Source organism: Blastococcus saxobsidens DD2 (assembly GCF_000284015.1).
GTDB lineage: Bacteria > Actinomycetota > Actinomycetes > Mycobacteriales > Geodermatophilaceae > Blastococcus > Blastococcus saxobsidens_A.
Map to the genome: position 1 here is coordinate 2,263,184 of NC_016943.1, position 17,540 is coordinate 2,280,723.

The 17,540-nt window shown below is 74.1% G+C and carries 14 protein-coding genes; all 14 read left to right on the forward strand.

Annotation, left to right across the window (positions count from 1 at the left end; all coding sequences use genetic code 11):
- Nucleotides 1-92: 92 nt before the first annotated feature.
- Nucleotides 93-704 (forward strand): bifunctional pyr operon transcriptional regulator/uracil phosphoribosyltransferase PyrR, encoded by a 612-nt coding sequence (gene pyrR / locus BLASA_RS10690; RefSeq protein ID WP_014376146.1) that lies wholly within the window; start codon nt 93-95, stop codon nt 702-704.
- A complete protein-coding gene (locus BLASA_RS10695; protein WP_014376147.1) occupies nt 701-1,621 on the forward strand; it encodes an aspartate carbamoyltransferase catalytic subunit in 921 nt (306 codons plus the stop codon). Before pyrR ends, BLASA_RS10695 begins: the two co-directional genes overlap by 4 nt.
- Nucleotides 1,618-2,907, forward strand: a complete 1,290-nt coding sequence (locus BLASA_RS10700) for a dihydroorotase (RefSeq protein WP_014376148.1) — start codon at nt 1,618-1,620, stop codon at nt 2,905-2,907. The genes BLASA_RS10695 and BLASA_RS10700 overlap by 4 nt, the downstream gene beginning before the upstream one ends.
- Before the next feature lie 97 nt (nt 2,908-3,004).
- The gene (gene carA / locus BLASA_RS10705) at nt 3,005-4,171 is read left to right on the forward strand and encodes a glutamine-hydrolyzing carbamoyl-phosphate synthase small subunit (protein WP_014376149.1); all 1,167 of its coding nucleotides are present in this window, start codon (nt 3,005-3,007) and stop codon (nt 4,169-4,171) included.
- Complete coding sequence (gene carB, locus BLASA_RS10710; protein ID WP_014376150.1) at nt 4,171-7,500, forward strand: carbamoyl-phosphate synthase large subunit; 3,330 nt, start codon at nt 4,171-4,173, stop codon at nt 7,498-7,500. Before carA ends, carB begins: the two co-directional genes overlap by 1 nt.
- Nucleotides 7,497-8,870 (forward strand): dihydroorotate oxidase, encoded by a 1,374-nt coding sequence (locus BLASA_RS10715; protein WP_014376151.1) that lies wholly within the window; start codon nt 7,497-7,499, stop codon nt 8,868-8,870. Before carB ends, BLASA_RS10715 begins: the two co-directional genes overlap by 4 nt.
- A gap of 73 nt (nt 8,871-8,943) precedes the next feature.
- A complete protein-coding gene (pyrF, locus tag BLASA_RS10720) occupies nt 8,944-9,834 on the forward strand; it encodes an orotidine-5'-phosphate decarboxylase (protein WP_014376152.1) in 891 nt (296 codons plus the stop codon).
- Between the two features lie 98 nt (nt 9,835-9,932).
- Nucleotides 9,933-11,099, forward strand: coding sequence for an acyl-CoA dehydrogenase family protein (locus BLASA_RS10725; protein ID WP_014376153.1), 1,167 nt, complete (start codon nt 9,933-9,935; stop codon nt 11,097-11,099).
- Complete coding sequence (locus BLASA_RS23445) at nt 11,096-13,186, forward strand: GAF domain-containing SpoIIE family protein phosphatase (RefSeq protein ID WP_014376154.1); 2,091 nt, start codon at nt 11,096-11,098, stop codon at nt 13,184-13,186. The genes BLASA_RS10725 and BLASA_RS23445 overlap by 4 nt, the downstream gene beginning before the upstream one ends.
- Nucleotides 13,187-13,530: 344 nt before the next feature.
- Entirely contained in the window at nt 13,531-13,887 is a 357-nt protein-coding gene (mihF, locus tag BLASA_RS10735; RefSeq protein ID WP_014376155.1) for an integration host factor, actinobacterial type, read from the forward strand.
- Nucleotides 13,888-13,928: 41 nt separating this feature from the next.
- Nucleotides 13,929-14,528 (forward strand): guanylate kinase, encoded by a 600-nt coding sequence (gene gmk / locus BLASA_RS10740; protein ID WP_014376156.1) that lies wholly within the window; start codon nt 13,929-13,931, stop codon nt 14,526-14,528.
- 60 nt (nt 14,529-14,588) lie between these two features.
- Nucleotides 14,589-14,852: a DNA-directed RNA polymerase subunit omega gene (gene rpoZ, locus BLASA_RS10745; RefSeq protein ID WP_014376157.1), complete on the forward strand. Its 264-nt coding sequence runs from the start codon at nt 14,589-14,591 to the stop codon at nt 14,850-14,852.
- A 92-nt stretch (nt 14,853-14,944) separates the two neighbouring features.
- Nucleotides 14,945-16,183 (forward strand): bifunctional phosphopantothenoylcysteine decarboxylase/phosphopantothenate--cysteine ligase CoaBC, encoded by a 1,239-nt coding sequence (gene coaBC, locus BLASA_RS10750; RefSeq protein WP_014376158.1) that lies wholly within the window; start codon nt 14,945-14,947, stop codon nt 16,181-16,183.
- A 146-nt stretch (nt 16,184-16,329) separates the two neighbouring features.
- Complete coding sequence (gene metK / locus BLASA_RS10755; protein ID WP_014376159.1) at nt 16,330-17,526, forward strand: methionine adenosyltransferase; 1,197 nt, start codon at nt 16,330-16,332, stop codon at nt 17,524-17,526.
- The last annotated feature ends 14 nt before the right edge of the window (nt 17,527-17,540 follow it).

Genomic DNA, 17,540 nt, shown 5'->3' on the forward strand with positions numbered 1-17,540 from the left:
CCGCGTGGGGGGTCCGGCGCGGTGCAGTACCGTCGAGCCCGGTCCGACCACTCCTTTAACGACCCGTCCAGTGAGGCGGGGAAGGAGGCCTCATGGCCCGCACGTCCGAGCCTGCCCGGAGCACGACTCCCGGCGGCACCCCCGGCACCCTGCTCTCCTCCGCCGACGTCGCCCGCGTCGTCGACCGCATGGCACACCAGCTCATCGAGCGGGCCGCGACGATCGATCCGGGATCGGCGGACGGCGGACTCTCCGATCTCGTCCTCGTGGGCATCCCGACGCGGGGTGCCCCGCTGGCCCGCCGGCTGGCGGCCCGCATCGAGGCCTTCACCGGCACGGCGGTCGACGCCGGCACCGTCGACATCACCCTGTACCGGGACGACCTGCGGCTGCGCGGCGTCCGGGCGCTCGAGCCCACGGTCGTGCCGCCCACAGGCATCGACGACCGGCTGGTCGTCCTCGTCGACGACGTCCTCTTCTCCGGCCGGTCCGTGCGCGCCGCGCTGGACGCGCTCCGGGACCTGGGCCGCCCGCGCAGCGTGCAGCTGGCCGTGCTGGTCGACCGCGGTCACCGGGAACTGCCCATCCGTGCCGACTTCGTCGGGAAGAACGTGCCGACCTCGCGGAGCCAGCAGGTGAAGGTGCACCTGGCCGAGATCGACGGGAGCGACGAGGTCGTCGTCCTGGACGGGGACCGAGCATGAGGCGGCACCTGCTGGAGGCCGCCGACCTCGACCGGGCCGACGCGACGCTCGTGCTGGACACCGCGGCGCAGATCGACCAGGCGCTGGCCGGCCGCGAGGTCAAGAAGCTCCCCACCCTGCGCGGCCGCACCGTGGTCAACCTCTTCTACGAGGACTCCACGCGCACCCGCATCTCCTTCGAGCTGGCGGCGAAGCGGCTCTCGGCCGACGTCATCAACTTCTCGGCCAAGGGCAGCAGCGTCTCCAAGGGCGAGAGCCTCAAGGACACCGCGCTGACGCTGGAGGCCATGGGCGCCGACGCCGTCGTGGTCCGGCACTGGGCCTCCGGGGCGCCGCACCGGCTGGCGCACTGGGTGCGCGGCAGCGTGGTCAACGCCGGTGACGGCACCCACGAGCACCCCACGCAGGCGCTGCTGGACGCCTACACGATCCGGCAGCGGCTGGGCCGCCTCGACGGCGTGCGGGTGACGATCGTCGGTGACGTGCTGCACAGCCGGGTGGCCCGGTCCAACGTCGGCCTGCTGCACACCCTCGGTGCCGAGGTCACCCTGGTGGCGCCCCCGACGCTGCTGCCGGTGGGCGTGGGCAGCTGGCCGGCCGAGGTCGGCTACGACCTGGACGCCGTCCTGCCCAAGAGCGACGTCGTGATGATGCTGCGGGTGCAGGCCGAGCGGATGAACGCCTCGTTCTTCCCCAGCGCCCGCGAGTACAGCCGCCGCTACGGACTCGACGCCCGGCGCATGGCCGTGCTGCCCGACGACGCGATCGTCATGCACCCGGGCCCGATGAACCGCGGCATGGAGATCGCCGCCGAGGTGGCCGACTCCGTCCGCTCCACGATCGTCGAGCAGGTCGCCAACGGGGTCTCGATCCGGATGGCCGTGCTCTACCTGCTGCTCGGAGGCTCACCCGCATGACGAACTACCTGATCAAGGGCGCGAAGCCCTACGGCGGGGAGTCCGTCGACATCCTGATCGAGGACGGCCGGATCGCCGCCGTCGGTGGGCCGCTGCCCACCACGGGCGCCGAGGTCGTCGAGGCCGCGGGCCTGGTGGCGCTGCCCGGGCTGGTGGACCTGCACACCCACCTGCGCGAGCCCGGCCGCGAGGACGCCGAGACGGTCGAGACCGGCAGCCGGGCCGCCGCCCTCGGCGGCTTCACCGCGGTGCACGCGATGGCCAACACCGACCCGGTCGCCGACACCGCCGGTGTGGTGGAGCAGGTCTGGCGGCTGGGCCAGGAGGCCGGGCTGGTCGACGTCGTCCCCGTCGGGGCGGTGACCGTCGGGCTGAAGGGCGAGCGGCTGGCAGAGCTCGGCGCGATGGCCGACTCCGCCGCCCGCGTACGGGTCTTCTCCGACGACGGGCACTGCGTCGCGGACCCAGCGCTCATGCGCCGGGCGCTGGAGTACGTGAAGGCCCTCGACGGCGTCGTCGCCCAGCACGCCGAGGAGCCGCGGCTGACCGTCGGCGCCCAGATGCACGAGGGCGACCGATCGGCCCGCCTCGGCCTCACCGGCTGGCCGGCCGCTGCGGAGGAGGCGATCATCGCCCGCGACGTGCTGATCGCCGAGCACGTCGGCGCGCGGCTGCACGTCTGCCACGTGTCGACGGCGGGGTCGGTGGAGATCCTGCGGTGGGCGAAGTCCCGCGGCGTCCAGGTGACCGCCGAGGTCACCCCGCACCACCTGCTGCTCACCGACGCCTGCGCGGAGAGCTACGACCCGGTGTTCAAGGTCAACCCGCCGCTGCGGACCGATGCCGACGTCGAGGCACTGCGGGCGGGTCTGGCCGACGGCACGATCGACGCCGTGGGCACCGACCACGCCCCCCACGCGGTGGAGGACAAGGAGAGCGAGTGGGCGGAGGCCCGGCCCGGCATGCTCGGGCTGGAGCAGGCGCTCTCGGTGGTCATCGAGACGATGGTCGAGCCGGGCCGGCTGGACTGGACCGGCGTCGCCGACCGCATGTCGGTGCGCCCGGCGGCCATCGGCCGGCTGGACGGGCACGGCCGTCCGCTGGCCCCCGGGGAGCCGGCCAACCTGGTCCTCGTCGACCCGGTGGCCCGCGCCACCGTCGACCCGGCGGCGCTGGCCAGCCGCAGCCGCAACAGCCCTTACGCCGGCCGGGAACTCCCCGGCCGGGTGGTCGCGACGTTCCTGCGCGGGACGCCGACCGTCCTGGACGGAAAGGCAGTTCGTTGACGCACCCGCTTCCCGGCGGCGAGATCTGCACGCTCGCCCCCACCAGCGCCCCGAGGGGGACCACTGTGCAGATCTCGCAGGAGAGCGGGGTGGCCCGGTGACCGGCGCGATCCTCGTGCTCGAGGACGGCAGGACGTTCCGGGGCGATGCCTACGGTGCGACCGGGACGACGGTCGGGGAGGCGGTCTTCGCCACCGGGATGACCGGCTACCAGGAGACGCTGACCGACCCCAGCTACGCCGGTCAGATCGTGGCCATGACGGCGCCGCACATCGGCAACACCGGCGTCAACGACGAGGACGACGAGAGCCGCCGCATGTGGGTGGCCGGCTTCGTCGTCCGCGACCCCGCCCGCCGCCCGGCCAACTGGCGGGCGACCGGCACCCTCGACGAGGAGCTCAGGGCCCACGGAGTCGTCGGCGTCAGCGGCATCGACACCCGCGCGCTCACCCGGCACCTGCGCGACCGCGGCGCGATGCGGGCCGGGATCAGCAGCGAGCTGGACGCCGACGCACTGCTGGTCAGGGTCACCGCCGCCGAGCGCATGACCGGGGCCGACCTGGCGCCGACGGTGAGCACGCAGCAGCCCTACGTCGTCCCGGCGGTGGGGGAGAAGCGGTTCACCATCGCCGCCCTGGACCTGGGCATCAAGACCGCCACGCCGCGGCACCTGGCCGCCCTCGGCGTCGAGACGCACGTGCTGCCCTCGACGGCCACCGCCGAGGAGCTGCTCGCCGCCGGCCCGGACGGCGTCTTCCTCTCCAACGGCCCGGGCGACCCGGCCGCCGCCGACTACGCCGTCGCCGCGGTGCAGGGCGTGCTCGACGCCCGCCGGCCGCTGTTCGGCATCTGCTTCGGCAACCAGATCCTCGGCCGCGCGCTGGGCCTGGGCACCTACAAGCTGCGCTTCGGCCACCGCGGCCTCAACCAGCCGGTGCTCGACCGGGTGAGCGGCACGGTGCGGGTGACCAGCCACAACCACGGCTTCGCCGTCGACGCCCCGCTGGACCGGCCCACCGACACGCCCTACGGCCAGGTCGAGGTCAGCCACGTCGGGCTCAACGACGACGTCGTCGAGGGGCTGCGCTGCCTGGAGGCGCCCGCGTTCAGCGTGCAGTTCCACCCGGAGTCGGCGGCCGGGCCGCACGACGCCGCGCCACTGTTCCAGCGGTTCGTCGACCTCATGGAATCGGCTCGCCGCGGGGACGCGCACGCCGGTGGACCGGCACCGCAGGTCCAGGACAGCACCGGGGAGAAGATCTGATGCCCAAGCGCACCGACATCGAGCACGTGCTGGTGATCGGCTCGGGGCCGATCCTGATCGGGCAGGCCGCGGAGTTCGACTACTCCGGCACCCAGGCCTGCCGGGTGCTGCGCGCCGAGGGCCTGCGGGTCAGCCTGGTCAACAGCAACCCGGCCACGATCATGACCGACCCGGAGATCGCCGACGCCACCTACATCGAGCCGCTGACGCCGGAGTTCGTCGAGAAGGTCATCGCCAAGGAGCGCCCGGACGCGCTGCTGGCCACGCTCGGCGGTCAGACGGCGCTCAACATCGCCATCGGGCTGTACGAGAACGGCGTCCTGGAGAAGTACGGCGTCCAGCTCATCGGCGCCGACGTCGACGCGATCAACCGCGGCGAGGACCGGCAGCTGTTCAAGGACATCGTCCGGTCCATCGGCGCCGACGCCCCGCGCTCCACGGTCTGCGGGACCGTCGACGAGGCGCTCGCCACCGCCGAGGAGGTCGGCTACCCGGTCGTCATCCGCCCCAGCTTCACCATGGGCGGGTTGGGTTCCGGCATCGCCACCGACGAGTCGATGCTGCGCCGCATGGCCGCCCACGGGCTGGCCGACTCCCCGGTGCACACCGTCCTCATCGAGGAGTCGGTGCTGGGCTGGAAGGAGTACGAGCTGGAGCTGATGCGCGACCGCGGCGACAACGTGGTCGTCATCTGCTCGATCGAGAACATCGACGCGATGGGCGTGCACACCGGCGACTCGGTGACCGTCGCCCCGGCGATGACGCTGACCGACGTCGAGTACCAGCGGATGCGCGACGTCGGGATCGCGGTGCTGCGCGAGGTGGGCGTCGACACCGGCGGCTGCAACATCCAGTTCGCCGTCCACCCCGGGACCGGGCGGCTGGTCGTCATCGAGATGAACCCCCGGGTCTCCCGGTCCAGCGCGCTGGCGTCGAAGGCCACCGGCTTCCCGATCGCCAAGATCGCCGCGAAGCTGGCCATCGGCTACACGCTCGACGAGATCACCAACGACATCACCGGCGTCACCCCCGCGGCGTTCGAGCCGACCCTGGACTACGTCGTGGTGAAGATCCCGCGGTTCGCCTTCGAGAAGTTCCCCGGCGCCGACCCGCGGCTCACCACGACGATGAAGAGCGTCGGCGAGGTCATGGCCATGGGCCGCAACTTCACCGAGGCGCTCGGCAAGGCCATGCGTTCCACCGAGACGAAGGTGGCCGGCTTCTGGACCGGGGAAGTGGAGACCCGGTCGGCCGAGGAGCTGCTGGAGGCGCTGCGCACCCCGGTCGACGGCCGGCTGTACCTGGCCGAGCAAGCCCTCGCCACCGGCGCGACGGTCGAAGACGTAGCGGCGGCAAGTGATTTCGATCCATGGTTCGTCGACCAGATCGCCCTGGTCCGCGAGGTGGGCGAGGCCGTGCAGGAGGCGCCGTCGCTGACCGAGCCGCTGCTCCGGCGGGCCAAGCGGCACGGGCTGTCCGACCGGCAGATCGCGGCGCTGCGGCCGGAGCTGGCCGGGGAGGACGGCGTCCGCACGCTGCGCTGGCGGCTGGGGGTACGGCCGGTCTACAAGACCGTCGACACCTGCGCCGCGGAGTTCGCCGCGCGCACGCCCTACCACTACTCGTCCTACGACGAGGAGACCGAGGTGCAACCCCGCGAGAGGCCGGCGGTGCTGATCCTGGGCTCGGGACCCAACCGGATCGGGCAGGGGATCGAGTTCGACTACTCGTGCGTGCACGCGGTGATGGCGCTGCAGGACGCCGGCTACGAGGCGGTGATGGTCAACTGCAACCCGGAGACCGTCTCCACCGACTACGACACCGCCGACCGGCTGTACTTCGAGCCGCTGACCTTCGAGGACGTCCTCGAGGTGGTCGAGGCCGAGCGCGCGGCCGGTCCGGTCGCCGGGGTCATCTGCACCCTCGGCGGGCAGACCCCGCTGGGCCTGGCCCAGCGGCTCAAGGACGCCGGCGTGCCGGTGCTGGGCACCTCGCCGGAGGCGATCGACGACGCCGAGCACCGGGGGGCCTTCTCCCGCGTGCTCGCCGACACCGGCCTGCTGGCGCCCAAGCACGGGACGGCGACCACGTACGCCGAGGCGCAGGAGATCGCCGCAGGCATCGGCTACCCGGTGCTGGTCCGGCCGTCCTACGTGCTCGGTGGCCGCGGCATGGAGATCGTCTACGACGACGCCACGCTCGAGGCCTACATCGCCAAGGCCACCGACGTCAGCGTCGCCCACCCGGTGCTGGTCGACCGGTTCCTCGAGGACGCGGTGGAGATCGACGTCGACGCGCTCTACGACGGCACGGAGCTGTACCTCGGCGGCGTCATGGAGCACATCGAGGAGGCCGGCATCCACTCCGGTGACTCCGCCTGCGCCCTGCCGCCGATCACGCTGGGCTCGGCGGACCTGCTGAAGATCCGCGCCGCCACCGAGAAGCTGGCCGGGCGGATCGGCGTGCGGGGCCTGGTGAACGTCCAGTACGCGATCAAGGACGACATCCTCTACGTCATCGAGGCGAACCCGCGGGCCAGCCGGACGGTGCCGTTCGTCTCCAAGGCGACGGCGGTGCAGCTGGCCAAGGCCGCGGCCCGCATCGCCGTCGGGGAGACGATCGCCGGCCTGCGCGGGGCCGGCGTGCTGCCCGCGACCGGCGACGGGACCGACCTGCCCGCGGACGCGCCGATCGCGGTGAAGGAGGCGGTCCTGCCCTTCCACCGCTTCCGCACCGTCGAGGGTCACGGCGTCGACACCGTCCTCTCCCCGGAGATGAAGAGCACCGGCGAGGTCATGGGGCTGGACGACGAGTTCGGCACCGCGTTCGCCAAGTCGCAGGCGGCGGCCTACGGCTCGCTGCCGGTCGAGGGCACGGTGTTCGTGTCGCTGGCCAACCGGGACAAGCGCTCGGCGGTCTTCCCGGTCAAGCGGCTGGCCGACCTCGGCTTCCGGGTGCTCGCCACCGCCGGCACCGCGCAGGTGCTGCGTCGCCACGGGGTCGTCTGCGAGATGGTCGGCAAGTTCAGCGAGGGGCCGGGGAACGTCGTCGAGGCGATCCTCGCCGGGGACGTCGACATGGTGGTCAACACGCCGTTCGGCTCACCGGGGAACAGCGGCCCCCGGCTGGACGGGTACGAGATCCGGACCGCCGCGGTGAGCTCCGGCATCCCGTGCATCACCACGGTGCAGGGCCTCGCCGCCGCCGTCCAGGGGATCGAGGCGCTGCGGCGCGGGGACGTCGGCGTCCGCAGCCTGCAGGAGGTGCACGCGGCGCTGGCCGGCGGCACGCACGGGGGGCCCAGCACGTTCGCCGGCACCCCGGCGTGACCGTGGCGTCGGCGCAGGACACCGTCCGGGGGCTGGGAGCGGACCTGGCCGCCCGGGGCCTCCTGGCGGACCTGCCGGCGGCCTTCGTCGCCGGCGTCACCCGGTTCGCCCGGCCGCCGCAGCCGGAGCTCGACTCGCTCGCGACGGCAGCCGACGGACTGGCGGCCCGGCTGGCCGGCGGGAACGCCGGGGATGGCGACCTGCCGCTGCTCACCCGGGTGCTGTACTTCGCCGGGCACGCCGACGTGCTCGCCGGGGCGGGCCTGCCGGTGCCCGGGTACGACGTCCTCGGCGGCTTCCGGGAGAACCTCGCCCGCCCGCTGGGTCCGCGGCTGCCCGAGCGACCGACGGCGGACGGACGGCGCTGGCGGGTGCTCGGCCGCTCGGTCGGCTTCCCGATCGGCGTACCGGCCTGCGTGCTCAACGGCAGCGAGGCGTGGGTGCGGCACAACGTGGCCAACGGCTGGTCCGTGCTCACCTACAAGACCGTCCGCGGTCGCGAGCACCCGCCGAACGAGCAGCCGAACTGGACGTTCGCGCCCCGGGAGACCGCGAGCCTGCCGCCCGGTGCGGTGGCCGACGTGGTCTCCGACCCGTGGGACTGGGTGGCGCCGGGGACGCCGGAGGTGAGCACGGTGAACTCGTTCGGGGTCCCCTCGCCGGCGCCGGAGGAGTGGCTGGGTGACCTGGAGCGCTCGCTGGTCGCGGCCGGCGAGGACGGGCTGCTCCTGGTGAGCGTCATGGGCGAGGGGAACGGCACCGACCTGGTCGACGACTTCTGCCGCACCGCACGGATGGCGGAGGAGGCCGGTGCCCCGGTGATCGAGCTGAACCTGTCGTGCCCGAACACGCTCAGCGCCTCCGCGGGCGGGGTGAAACCCCCGCTGTGCCTGGACGCCGACGCGACCGTGGCCGTGGTGGAGGCCGTGCGGCGGGCGCTGGACGACCGCACCGGGGTGGTCGCCAAGCTGTCCTGGCTCGACGAGCAGCAGCTGGCCGCGCTCGTCCCGCGCCTGGCGCCGCTGGTCGACGGCATCGCCGGGATCAACACCCTGCAGAGCCGGGTCCGCCGCAGCGACGGCGCACCCACCTTTCCCGGCCGCGAGCTGGCCGGGCTGTCCGGCGTCGCCGTGCGCGACTCCGCGCTCGACTTCACCCGGCGGCTGGTCGCTCTCCGCGCGGCCGGCGGCGTGCACTTCGACGTCCTCGCGATGGGCGGCGTCACCGACCCGGCGTCGTTCGAGGCGCTGTTCGCCCTCGGCGCCGACGCCGTGCAATCGGCCTCCGGAGCGTTCGCCGATCCGTTCCTCGCCCGGCGCTGCATCGCCGCGCTGGGGGAAACCCTGCCGCGTGCCGTGGAGGTCCCGTGACCGAGCTTGCGAGGTCACGCATGGGCACAGCACCGCCGGGCGCGGGTTCGACGAGCGTCAGCGAGGAGGACTCGTGATCGTCCCCTTCGGGCAGCGCCTGGCGGCCGCGGTCGCCGAGCGGGGCCCGCTGTGCGTGGGCATCGACCCGCACCGGGAGCTCCTCCTCGACTGGGGCGTCGGTGACGACGTCGACGGGCTGCGCCGCTTCACCGATGCGGTGGTCGACGCGCTCGCCGGATCGGTGGCCGTGCTGAAGCCGCAGCTGGCCTTCTACGAACGGTTCGGCTCGCGCGGGCTGGCGGTGCTCGAGGACGCGGTGGTGAGGGCCCACGAGGCGGGCGCCCTCGTGCTGCTGGACGCCAAGCGTGGCGACATCGGCTCGACCATGGCCGCCTACGCCGACTACCTGCGCAGCGACCACCCGATGCAGGTGGACGCCATGACCGTCAGCCCCTATCTCGGGCCGGAGTCGCTGCGGCCCGCCGTCAGCACCGCGACGAGGTTCGGCGGGGGCCTGTTCGTCCTGGCCCGCACCTCGAACCCGGATGCGGGCGCCTTCCAGCACGCCGTGCTGTCCGACGGGGCCCGTCAGCGGTCGGTCGCGCAGGTCGTCGTCGACACGGTCCGCGGCTGGAACGCCGCGGACGGGTTCGTCGGCGATCCGCCGACGGCCCTGGCGCCGTCCGTGGACGCCCGCAGCGGGTGGGGCCCGTCCACGGGGTCGTTCGGCGTCGTCGTGGGTGCCACGCTGGACGCGCTCGACGTCGACCTCGACGGTCTCGGTGGGCCGGTCCTCGCCCCCGGTCTCGGCGCGCAGGGCGGCTCGGTGAGTGATCTGCGCCGACTGTTCGGCGCGGGCACGGCCGTCGTCGCGACCGTCTCCCGCGACGTCCTCGGCGCCGGCCCCGACCCGGCCGCGCTGCGGACGGCCGCCGCGCGCTGGGCGGAGGCGCTGGCGACGTGAGCCGCCGCCGGTCCGGTCGGCGTGCGACGCCCACGACCGACTGACCACCCGACCGGCGTGGGGCAAGACCCGTTTCCGGGCCCCTATGCTGGGCCATCGTGACGACGACGGGGCCGACGAGCGTGGCGGACGCCGTGGCCCGTGCCGACGAGGTGGCGCAGACGGTCGCGGGTCCGCTCGCGGACCGCACCGACTCGGGCGTCTGGCCGGCCGAGGCGATCCGGGCCCTGCAGGCCGCCGGGCTCGGTGGCCTGGCCGCGCCCCGCTCGGTCGGCGGAGCGGGTCTCGGACTGCGCGGCGTCGCGGCGGTGTGCGAGGTGCTGGGCCGGGTGTGCGCCTCGACCGCGCTCTGCTTCGGGATGCACTGCGTGGCCACCGCGGTGCTCGCCGCGAAGCCGACCGAACGGCAGCGCACGGAGTTCCTCGGCGCGATCGTGGCAGGGGAGCACCTGACCACCCTGGCCGTGTCCGAGCCGGGCACCGGTGCCCAGTTCTGGCTGCCGCAGACCCGGATGACGCGCGATGCGGCGGGGCTGCGGATCACCGGTGAGAAGTCGTTCATCACCAACGGCTCGCACGCCGACTCCTACGTCCTCAGCACCGTGGCGGCCGATCCCGAGGCGCCCATGGGGCAGTTCTCCTGCGTCGTGGTGCCGGCGGGGGCCGACGGCCTGACGTGGGGCGGCGAGTGGACCGGCATCGGGATGCGGGGCAACTCCTCCCGGGGCCTGCGCCTGGACGACGTCGTACTGGGGCCCGACCACCTGCTCGGTGCCGAGGGCGACCAGATCTGGTACGTCTTCGAGGTCGTGGCGCCCTACTTCCTGATGGCCATGGCGGGCACGTACGTGGGCGTGGCGCAGGCCTCGCTGGACGAGGCGACCGGCCACCTGTCCCGCCGGGCGCACGCGCACACCGGGCGACGACTGGCCGGTGAGCCGATCCTGCAGCACCGGCTGGGGGTGCTGTGGGCGCAGGTGGAGCGCACCCGCCGCCTGGTGCACTGGGCCGCCGAGGAGGGCGACTCCGGCGGCCCGACGGCGCTCCCAGCGCTCACGTCGGCCAAGGCCGAGGTGGCGCAGTGCGCCGTGGAGGTGACCAACGAGGCCATGACCCTGGTGGGCGGCATCGGCTACCGCGACCGGTCACCGCTGGAGCGGCACCTGCGCGACGCCCGGGCGGCCGACGTCATGAGCCCGACGACCGACATCCTGCGCACGTGGACGGGCCGGGCCGTGCTGGGCCTGCCGCTGCTGGGCGAGTGAGCGGCCACGGCGAACCCGGCCGCTGCCTCCTCGTCGACCTCTCGGCGGCCGAGGCGGCGCTGCTGCGGAGGCTGCCGGGGCAGGACAGCGCCTCGGTGGTCGAGCTGGACGCCCGGCTGACCGGCGTTGCGGAGCCGGTGGACCTGGTGGTGATCGGCTCGCTGGCCACCGCGCCCCTGGCGCTGGTCCAGCGGGTGCACCGGCTGGTGCCCGACGCCGGCGTCGCCCTGCTCACCGACGACGTCGCCGGCATCCGCGGGCAGGCCTCCTACGCCCCCGGCGTGCCCCTCGACCTGCTGGTCGTCTCCGCCGCCGAGGACGACCTGGTGGAGCAGCTGGACCGGCTCCGGCGGTCCACGGGCGACCGACGCCGGCACGCCGCCGTCCTGGCCGCGGTGGTGCGCCGTGCCGCTGCCGCCGACGGCCGTGCTCCCACCATCCCGGCGGCCGTCGGGTCGCTGCTCGAGCACGCGCCGATCGCGGTGCTCGTGGCCGCCCCCTCGGGTGAGCTGCTGGGGTGGAACCGTCGCGGCGAGCACCTCCTCGACCTGCGGGAGGCGCGCACCGGCCGTTCGGTGGACACCGTCATCCCCGGCGCGGTCGCTTTCATGGCTCCGCTGGTGTCCGGGGCCGGGGCTGCTGGGGGTGCGGATGCCGCGCCGGCTCCGCTCGAGGTGCGGATCGCCGGGAGGGTCGACGTCGAGCTGACCGCCGTGCGCAGCCAGACCGACGACGGGCGGCCGGTGGTGCTCCTCCTCGCCACCGACGTGACCGCGCACCGGCAGGCGGAGCGGGAGCGGGACCGGCTCGCGTCCCAGGTCCAGTTGCTCGCCCGCGTCTCCGAGACCCTCGTCGGGTCGCTGGACGTCGCCGAGTCGCTGTCCCGGCTGGCCGACGTGCTGGTCCCCGCGCTGGCGGACTGGACGAGCATCCAGTTCCGTCCGGAGCGGGACCAGCTCGCCGCCCTCGCCGTCCGGCACCGTGATGCCTCCCTCGCGGCCGTCGCCCGCCGCGTCGAGGCCCTCATCGCGCGTAGCGGGGTCGGCAGCGAGGCCAGCCGGCGCGCGGCCGCCGGGGAAGCGGTCCTGTTCCCAGCCGTCGCCCCGGCCACCCTCGACGACCAGGTGCCCGACGCCGACCTGCGGTCGCTCGTGACCCAGCTGGGGACGGGCAGCGTGCTCGCCGTCCCCGTCCCCGGCCGGGGTGGAGTGCTGGGCTCGCTGCTGCTCGCACGGGCCCCCGGCAGCCCGGGCTTCGTGCGCGACGACATGTCCCTGGCGACCGAGATCGGGCGCCGGGCCGGGATCGCGCTGGACAACGCCCGGCTCTACGCCGCACAGCGCCACGTGGCCACCGGGCTCCAGCAGAGCCTGCTGACCGAGCCGCCGGAGCTGCCCTTCGCCGACATCGCGGTGCGTTACGTGGCCGCCGCGCGGGAGGCGCAGGTCGGGGGCGACTGGTACGACGCCTTCCGGCAGCGACGTGGCGACCTCACGGTCGTCATCGGCGACGTCGTCGGTCACGACACCCGTGCGGCGGCGGCCATGGGACAGCTGCGATCACTCGTGCGCGGCATCGGCTTCACCACCGCCGGGACGCCGGCGCAGGTGCTCACCGCCGTCGACGAGGCCGTCGACGGCCTCGAGCTGTCCACCATCGCGACCGCCGTCCTGGCCGAGCTGTCACCGCGGGAGGACGGCGGGGCCGTGCTGCGCTGGTCGAACGCCGGCCATCCGCCGCCGGCGCTGCTGGGCCCCGACGGGCGGGCGCGGCTGCTCGACTACGGCACGGGGCGGGCGGACCTGCTGCTGGGGGTGGATGCGACCAGCGCGCGGCACACCGAGGAGACCACGGTGCCGGCCGGCGCGACCCTGCTGCTCTACACCGACGGGCTGATCGAGGCCCGCGACCACACCATCGACGACGGGCTGGCGCTGCTGCTGGAGATCCTGGAGCGCCACGCGCGCGACGGGCTCGACGACCTCTGCGACGCGGTGCTCGGCCGGATGGTGCCGCAGGGCGGGCAGGACGACGTGGCCGTCGTCGCCGTGCGCCCACGGCCGGCCGAGGCGGGGCCCTGCGGCTGAGGCGGATCGGACGACGTGAGCCCCGCGGCCCAGCGGTCGGCGTGTCGTCTCGTCGGCGTGTCGGGGCGGGTTCCCGCAGCTGGGCAGGCAGGTGTGGCCACGGAACGGGTCCGTCTACATACCGACTCTGACCTGCGGCGATCACGCGGAGTGGTCAGCCGGATCACCTGAGTGTGACGGTGCCTCCCCGGGTCCGGCGTGCGGCCCCGCAGGGGGTGTGTGACCAGCGGATTTGCCCTGGACCACCGTGACCGAGAGGCTCGGTCGCGAGGCGCACCACGTCTCGACGTACCGAACGAGCGCCGGCCCTCGCACGGCCGGCGACGACACGATTGGGTTGCACCATGCCCCTGCCTGACCTGTCCCCGGAACAGCGGGCCGCCGCCCTGGAGAAGGCGGCCGCAGCCCGCAAGGCGCGTGCTGAACTGCGTGAGCGACTCAAGAGCAAGGGCGCCACGGTCGGCGACGTCCTCAAGCAGGGCGAGACCGACGAAGTGATCGGCAAGATGCGCGTCTCCGCCGTCCTGGAGTCCCTGCCGGGAGTCGGCAAGGCGCGGGCTGCGAAGATCATGGAACGCCTGGAGATCTCCCCGACGCGGCGCGTGCGGGGTCTGGGCGCCAACCAGCGGCGGGCCCTGGAGGCCGAGTTCGGCAGCGACCAGGTGGTCGCCGAACAGGTCCCCGTCGACGGCGCCGTCTGAGGAGCCGCCGGCACCGCTGACGACCCGGGCGAGGACGACGAGTGGCTGCAGCGACATCGGCACGGCTGACCGTGCTCTCCGGACCCTCCGGGGTGGGCAAGGGCACCGTGGTCGCCGCGGTCCGGCAGCGGCACCCCGATGTGTGGGTGTCGGTGTCGGTGACCACTCGTCGTCCTCGCGTCGGTGAGGTCGACGGCGTCCACTACCACTTCGTCGAGGACGCCGAGTTCGATCGCCTGATCGCCACCGACGGGCTGCTGGAGTGGGCCGAGTACGCCGGCAACCGCTACGGCACCCCGGTCGCTCCCGTGGCGGCGCAGCTGGCCACCGGCCGGCCGGCGCTGCTGGAGATCGAGCTGCAGGGCGCCCGGCAGGTGCGGGCCCGGGCACAGGAGGCGCAGCTGGTCTTCCTCGCCCCGCCTTCCTGGGGGGAACTGGTCAGCCGGCTGGCCGGCCGCGGGTCGGAGCCGGCGGCCGTCCAGGAGCGCCGGCTGGCCATCGCGCAGGCCGAGCTCGTCTCGTCCGGGGAGTTCGACGTGGTCGTCGTCAACGACGACGTGGCCCGCGCTGCGGACGAGTTGGTAGGCTTGCTGACTGCGCCGTCACCCAGCCTCTGTCCGGGCGGCAGCGCCCACGAGTGAGCGGCCGGCCGGCCGGCCGCCGCCCACTCCCGCCGAACGATCGAGGAGACCCGCCCGCCCGTGTCCGGAGTCGCACCCGCCCCCGAGGGCATCACCAACCCGCCGATCGACGAGCTCCTCGAGCGCACCAGCAGCAAGTACGGGCTGGTCATCTTCGCCGCCAAGCGCGCGCGCCAGATCAACGCCTACTACAGCCAGCTCTCCGAGGGCCTGCTGGAGTACGTCGGCCCGCTGGTCGACACCGCGCCGCAGGAGAAGCCCCTGTCGATCGCGCTGCGCGAGATCAACGAGGGCCTGCTGGCCCACACCGCCGGCGAGAACTGAAACGCCCGTCCGCCGGCCGGCGGGCACCCGCTTTGTGATGACGCCCCCGGTCCGTACCGGGGGCGTCGTCGTGTCTGCGGCAGGATGACCGCATGAGTCGGATCGTCCTGGGCGTCAGTGGTGGCGTCGCCGCCTACAAGGCGGCGCTGCTGCTGCGGGCCTTCACCGAGGCAGGGCACGACGTCCGCGTCGTCCCCACGCCCGGGGCGCTGCACTTCGTCGGCGCCGCGACCTTCGAGGCGCTGTCGGGCAACCCGGTCACCACCGACGTGTGGTCCGACGTCCCGGAGGTGGCGCACGTCCGGATCGGCCAGGAGGCCGACCTCGTCGTCGTCGCCCCGGCCACCGCCGACCTGCTGGCCCGGGCCGCCACGGGGCGCGCGGACGACCTGCTCACCGCCACGCTGCTCACCGCGCACTGCCCGGTGGTCTTCGTCCCGGCGATGCACACCGAGATGTGGCTGCATCCGGCCACCCAGGACAACGTCGCCACGCTGCGCCGGCGGGGGGCGGTCGTGCTGCCCCCGGCGATCGGCCGGCTGACCGGACCCGACTCCGGTCCCGGCCGGCTGCCGGAGCCCGCCGACATCGCCGCGCTGGCCGGCGTCGTGCTCGCCGGGGGTGCCGCGGCGCTGCCGAGCGACCTCACCGGGCGGCGGGTGGTGATCAGCGCCGGCGGAACACGCGAACCGCTGGACCCGGTGCGCTACCTGGGGAACCGCTCCTCGGGCAAGCAGGGGTGGGCGCTGGCGCGGGTCGCCGCCGCCCGCGGGGCCGAGGTGGTGCTGGTGGCGGCGAACGTGGAGCTACCGGCGCCCTTCGGCGTCCGCGTCGCCCCGGTGGGGACGGCCGAGGAGCTGCGGGCCGCCATGCTCGCCGAGGCAGGGGCAGGGGAGGCGGTCGCCGACGTCGTGGTGATGAGCGCCGCGGTCGCCGACTTCCGGCCGGTCAGCGTCGCCGCCACCAAGCTGAAGAAGGGCGCGGCCAGCGAGCCGAGCGCGATCGAGCTCGCCCGCAACTCCGACGTGCTGGCCGAGCTGGTGACGAAGCGGCCGCCCGGTCAACTGGTCGTGGGCTTCGCCGCCGAGACCGGCGACGACGACGCCGACGTGCTCACCCATGCCCGCGCCAAGCTGGCCCGCAAGGGCTGCGACCTGCTGGTCGTCAACGACGTCTCGGCCGGGCAGGTGTTCGGCCGAGCCGACAACGCCGTCGTCGTGCTCGGTGCCGAGGGCCCGGACACCGAGGTGCCGCACGGCAGCAAGGACGCCGTGGCCGCCGGCATCTGGACCGCCGTGAGCGCCCGGCTGGCCCCGCCGGCCGGCGCATGACGGACGCCGCGGTGCCGTCCGCCGGAGCCCGCCGGTAACGTGCACCCAGGTGCTCCGCACGGACGTCGCGCAGCACCCCGTCGTCCACCGTCGCGCTGCCGCCACCCGGCCACCGCTCACCCACCCACCGTCCCAGGGAGTTCCGAGTGCCACGCCGTCTCTTCACCTCCGAGTCGGTCACCGAGGGCCACCCGGACAAGATCGCCGACCAGATCAGCGACTCGATCCTGGACGCGATGCTCACCGAGGACCCGCGCAGCCGGGTCGCGGTCGAGACCCTCATCACCACCGGCCAGGTGCACATCGCCGGTGAGGTGACCACCGCCGGCTACGTCGACATCCCGGCGATCGTCCGGGAGACCGTCCTCGGCATCGGCTACGACTCCTCGCGCAAGGGCTTCGACGGCGCCTCGTGCGGCGTCAGCGTGTCGATCGGCGCCCAGTCGCCGGACATCGCCCAGGGCGTCGACACCGGGTACGAGGCCCGCACGGGCGCCAGTCCCGACGACGCGATCGAGCGCCAGGGTGCCGGCGACCAGGGCCTGATGTTCGGCTACGCCAGCGACGAGACCCCCGAGCTGATGCCGCTGCCCATCGCGCTGGCGCACCGGCTGTCCCGCCGGCTGTCGGCGGTGCGCAAGGACGGCTCGGTGCCCTACCTGCGGCCCGACGGCAAGACCCAGGTCACCGTCGTCTACGAGGACGACCGGCCGGTCGCCGTCGACACGGTGGTCGTCTCCTCGCAGCACGCCGAGGACATCTCGATCGAGACGCTGCTGACCCCCGACATCGAGGAACTCGTCGTCGAGCCGGAGCTCGCGGCGCTGGGCCTGCCCACCACCGGCCACCGGCTGCTGGTGAACCCGACCGGCAAGTTCGTCATCGGCGGCCCCATGGGGGATGCCGGCCTCACCGGCCGCAAGATCATCGTCGACACCTACGGCGGCATGGCCCGGCACGGTGGCGGCGCGTTCTCCGGCAAGGACCCGTCGAAGGTCGACCGCTCCGGCGCGTACGCCATGCGCTGGGTGGCCAAGAACGTCGTCGCGGCCGGCCTGGCCCGCCGCTGCGAGGTCCAGGTGGCCTACGCGATCGGCGCCGCCCACCCGGTCGGCCTGTTCGTGGAGACGTTCGGCACCGGCACGGTCGCCGACGAGGTCCTGGAGAAGGCGATCACCTCGGTGTTCGACCTCCGGCCGGGTGCGATCGTGCGCGACCTCGACCTGCTGCGGCCCATCTACCGGCCCACCGCCGCCTACGGGCACTTCGGCCGCGCCGACCTCGACCTGCCGTGGGAGCGCCTCGACCGCATCGAGGCGCTGCGCTCCGCCGTAGGGGTGTAACGGGCTCGTCCGCC

Coding starts and splice junctions, on each gene's coding strand:
- BLASA_RS10695 (WP_014376147.1), top strand. CDS start 701: ATGAGGCGGCACCTGCTGGAGGCCGCCGACCTCGACCGGGCCGACGCG.
- mihF (WP_014376155.1), top strand. CDS start 13,531: ATGCCCCTGCCTGACCTGTCCCCGGAACAGCGGGCCGCCGCCCTGGAG.
- coaBC (WP_014376158.1), top strand. CDS start 14,945: ATGAGTCGGATCGTCCTGGGCGTCAGTGGTGGCGTCGCCGCCTACAAG.
- BLASA_RS10700 (WP_014376148.1), top strand. CDS start 1,618: ATGACGAACTACCTGATCAAGGGCGCGAAGCCCTACGGCGGGGAGTCC.
- pyrR (WP_014376146.1), top strand. CDS start 93: ATGGCCCGCACGTCCGAGCCTGCCCGGAGCACGACTCCCGGCGGCACC.
- carB (WP_014376150.1), top strand. CDS start 4,171: ATGCCCAAGCGCACCGACATCGAGCACGTGCTGGTGATCGGCTCGGGG.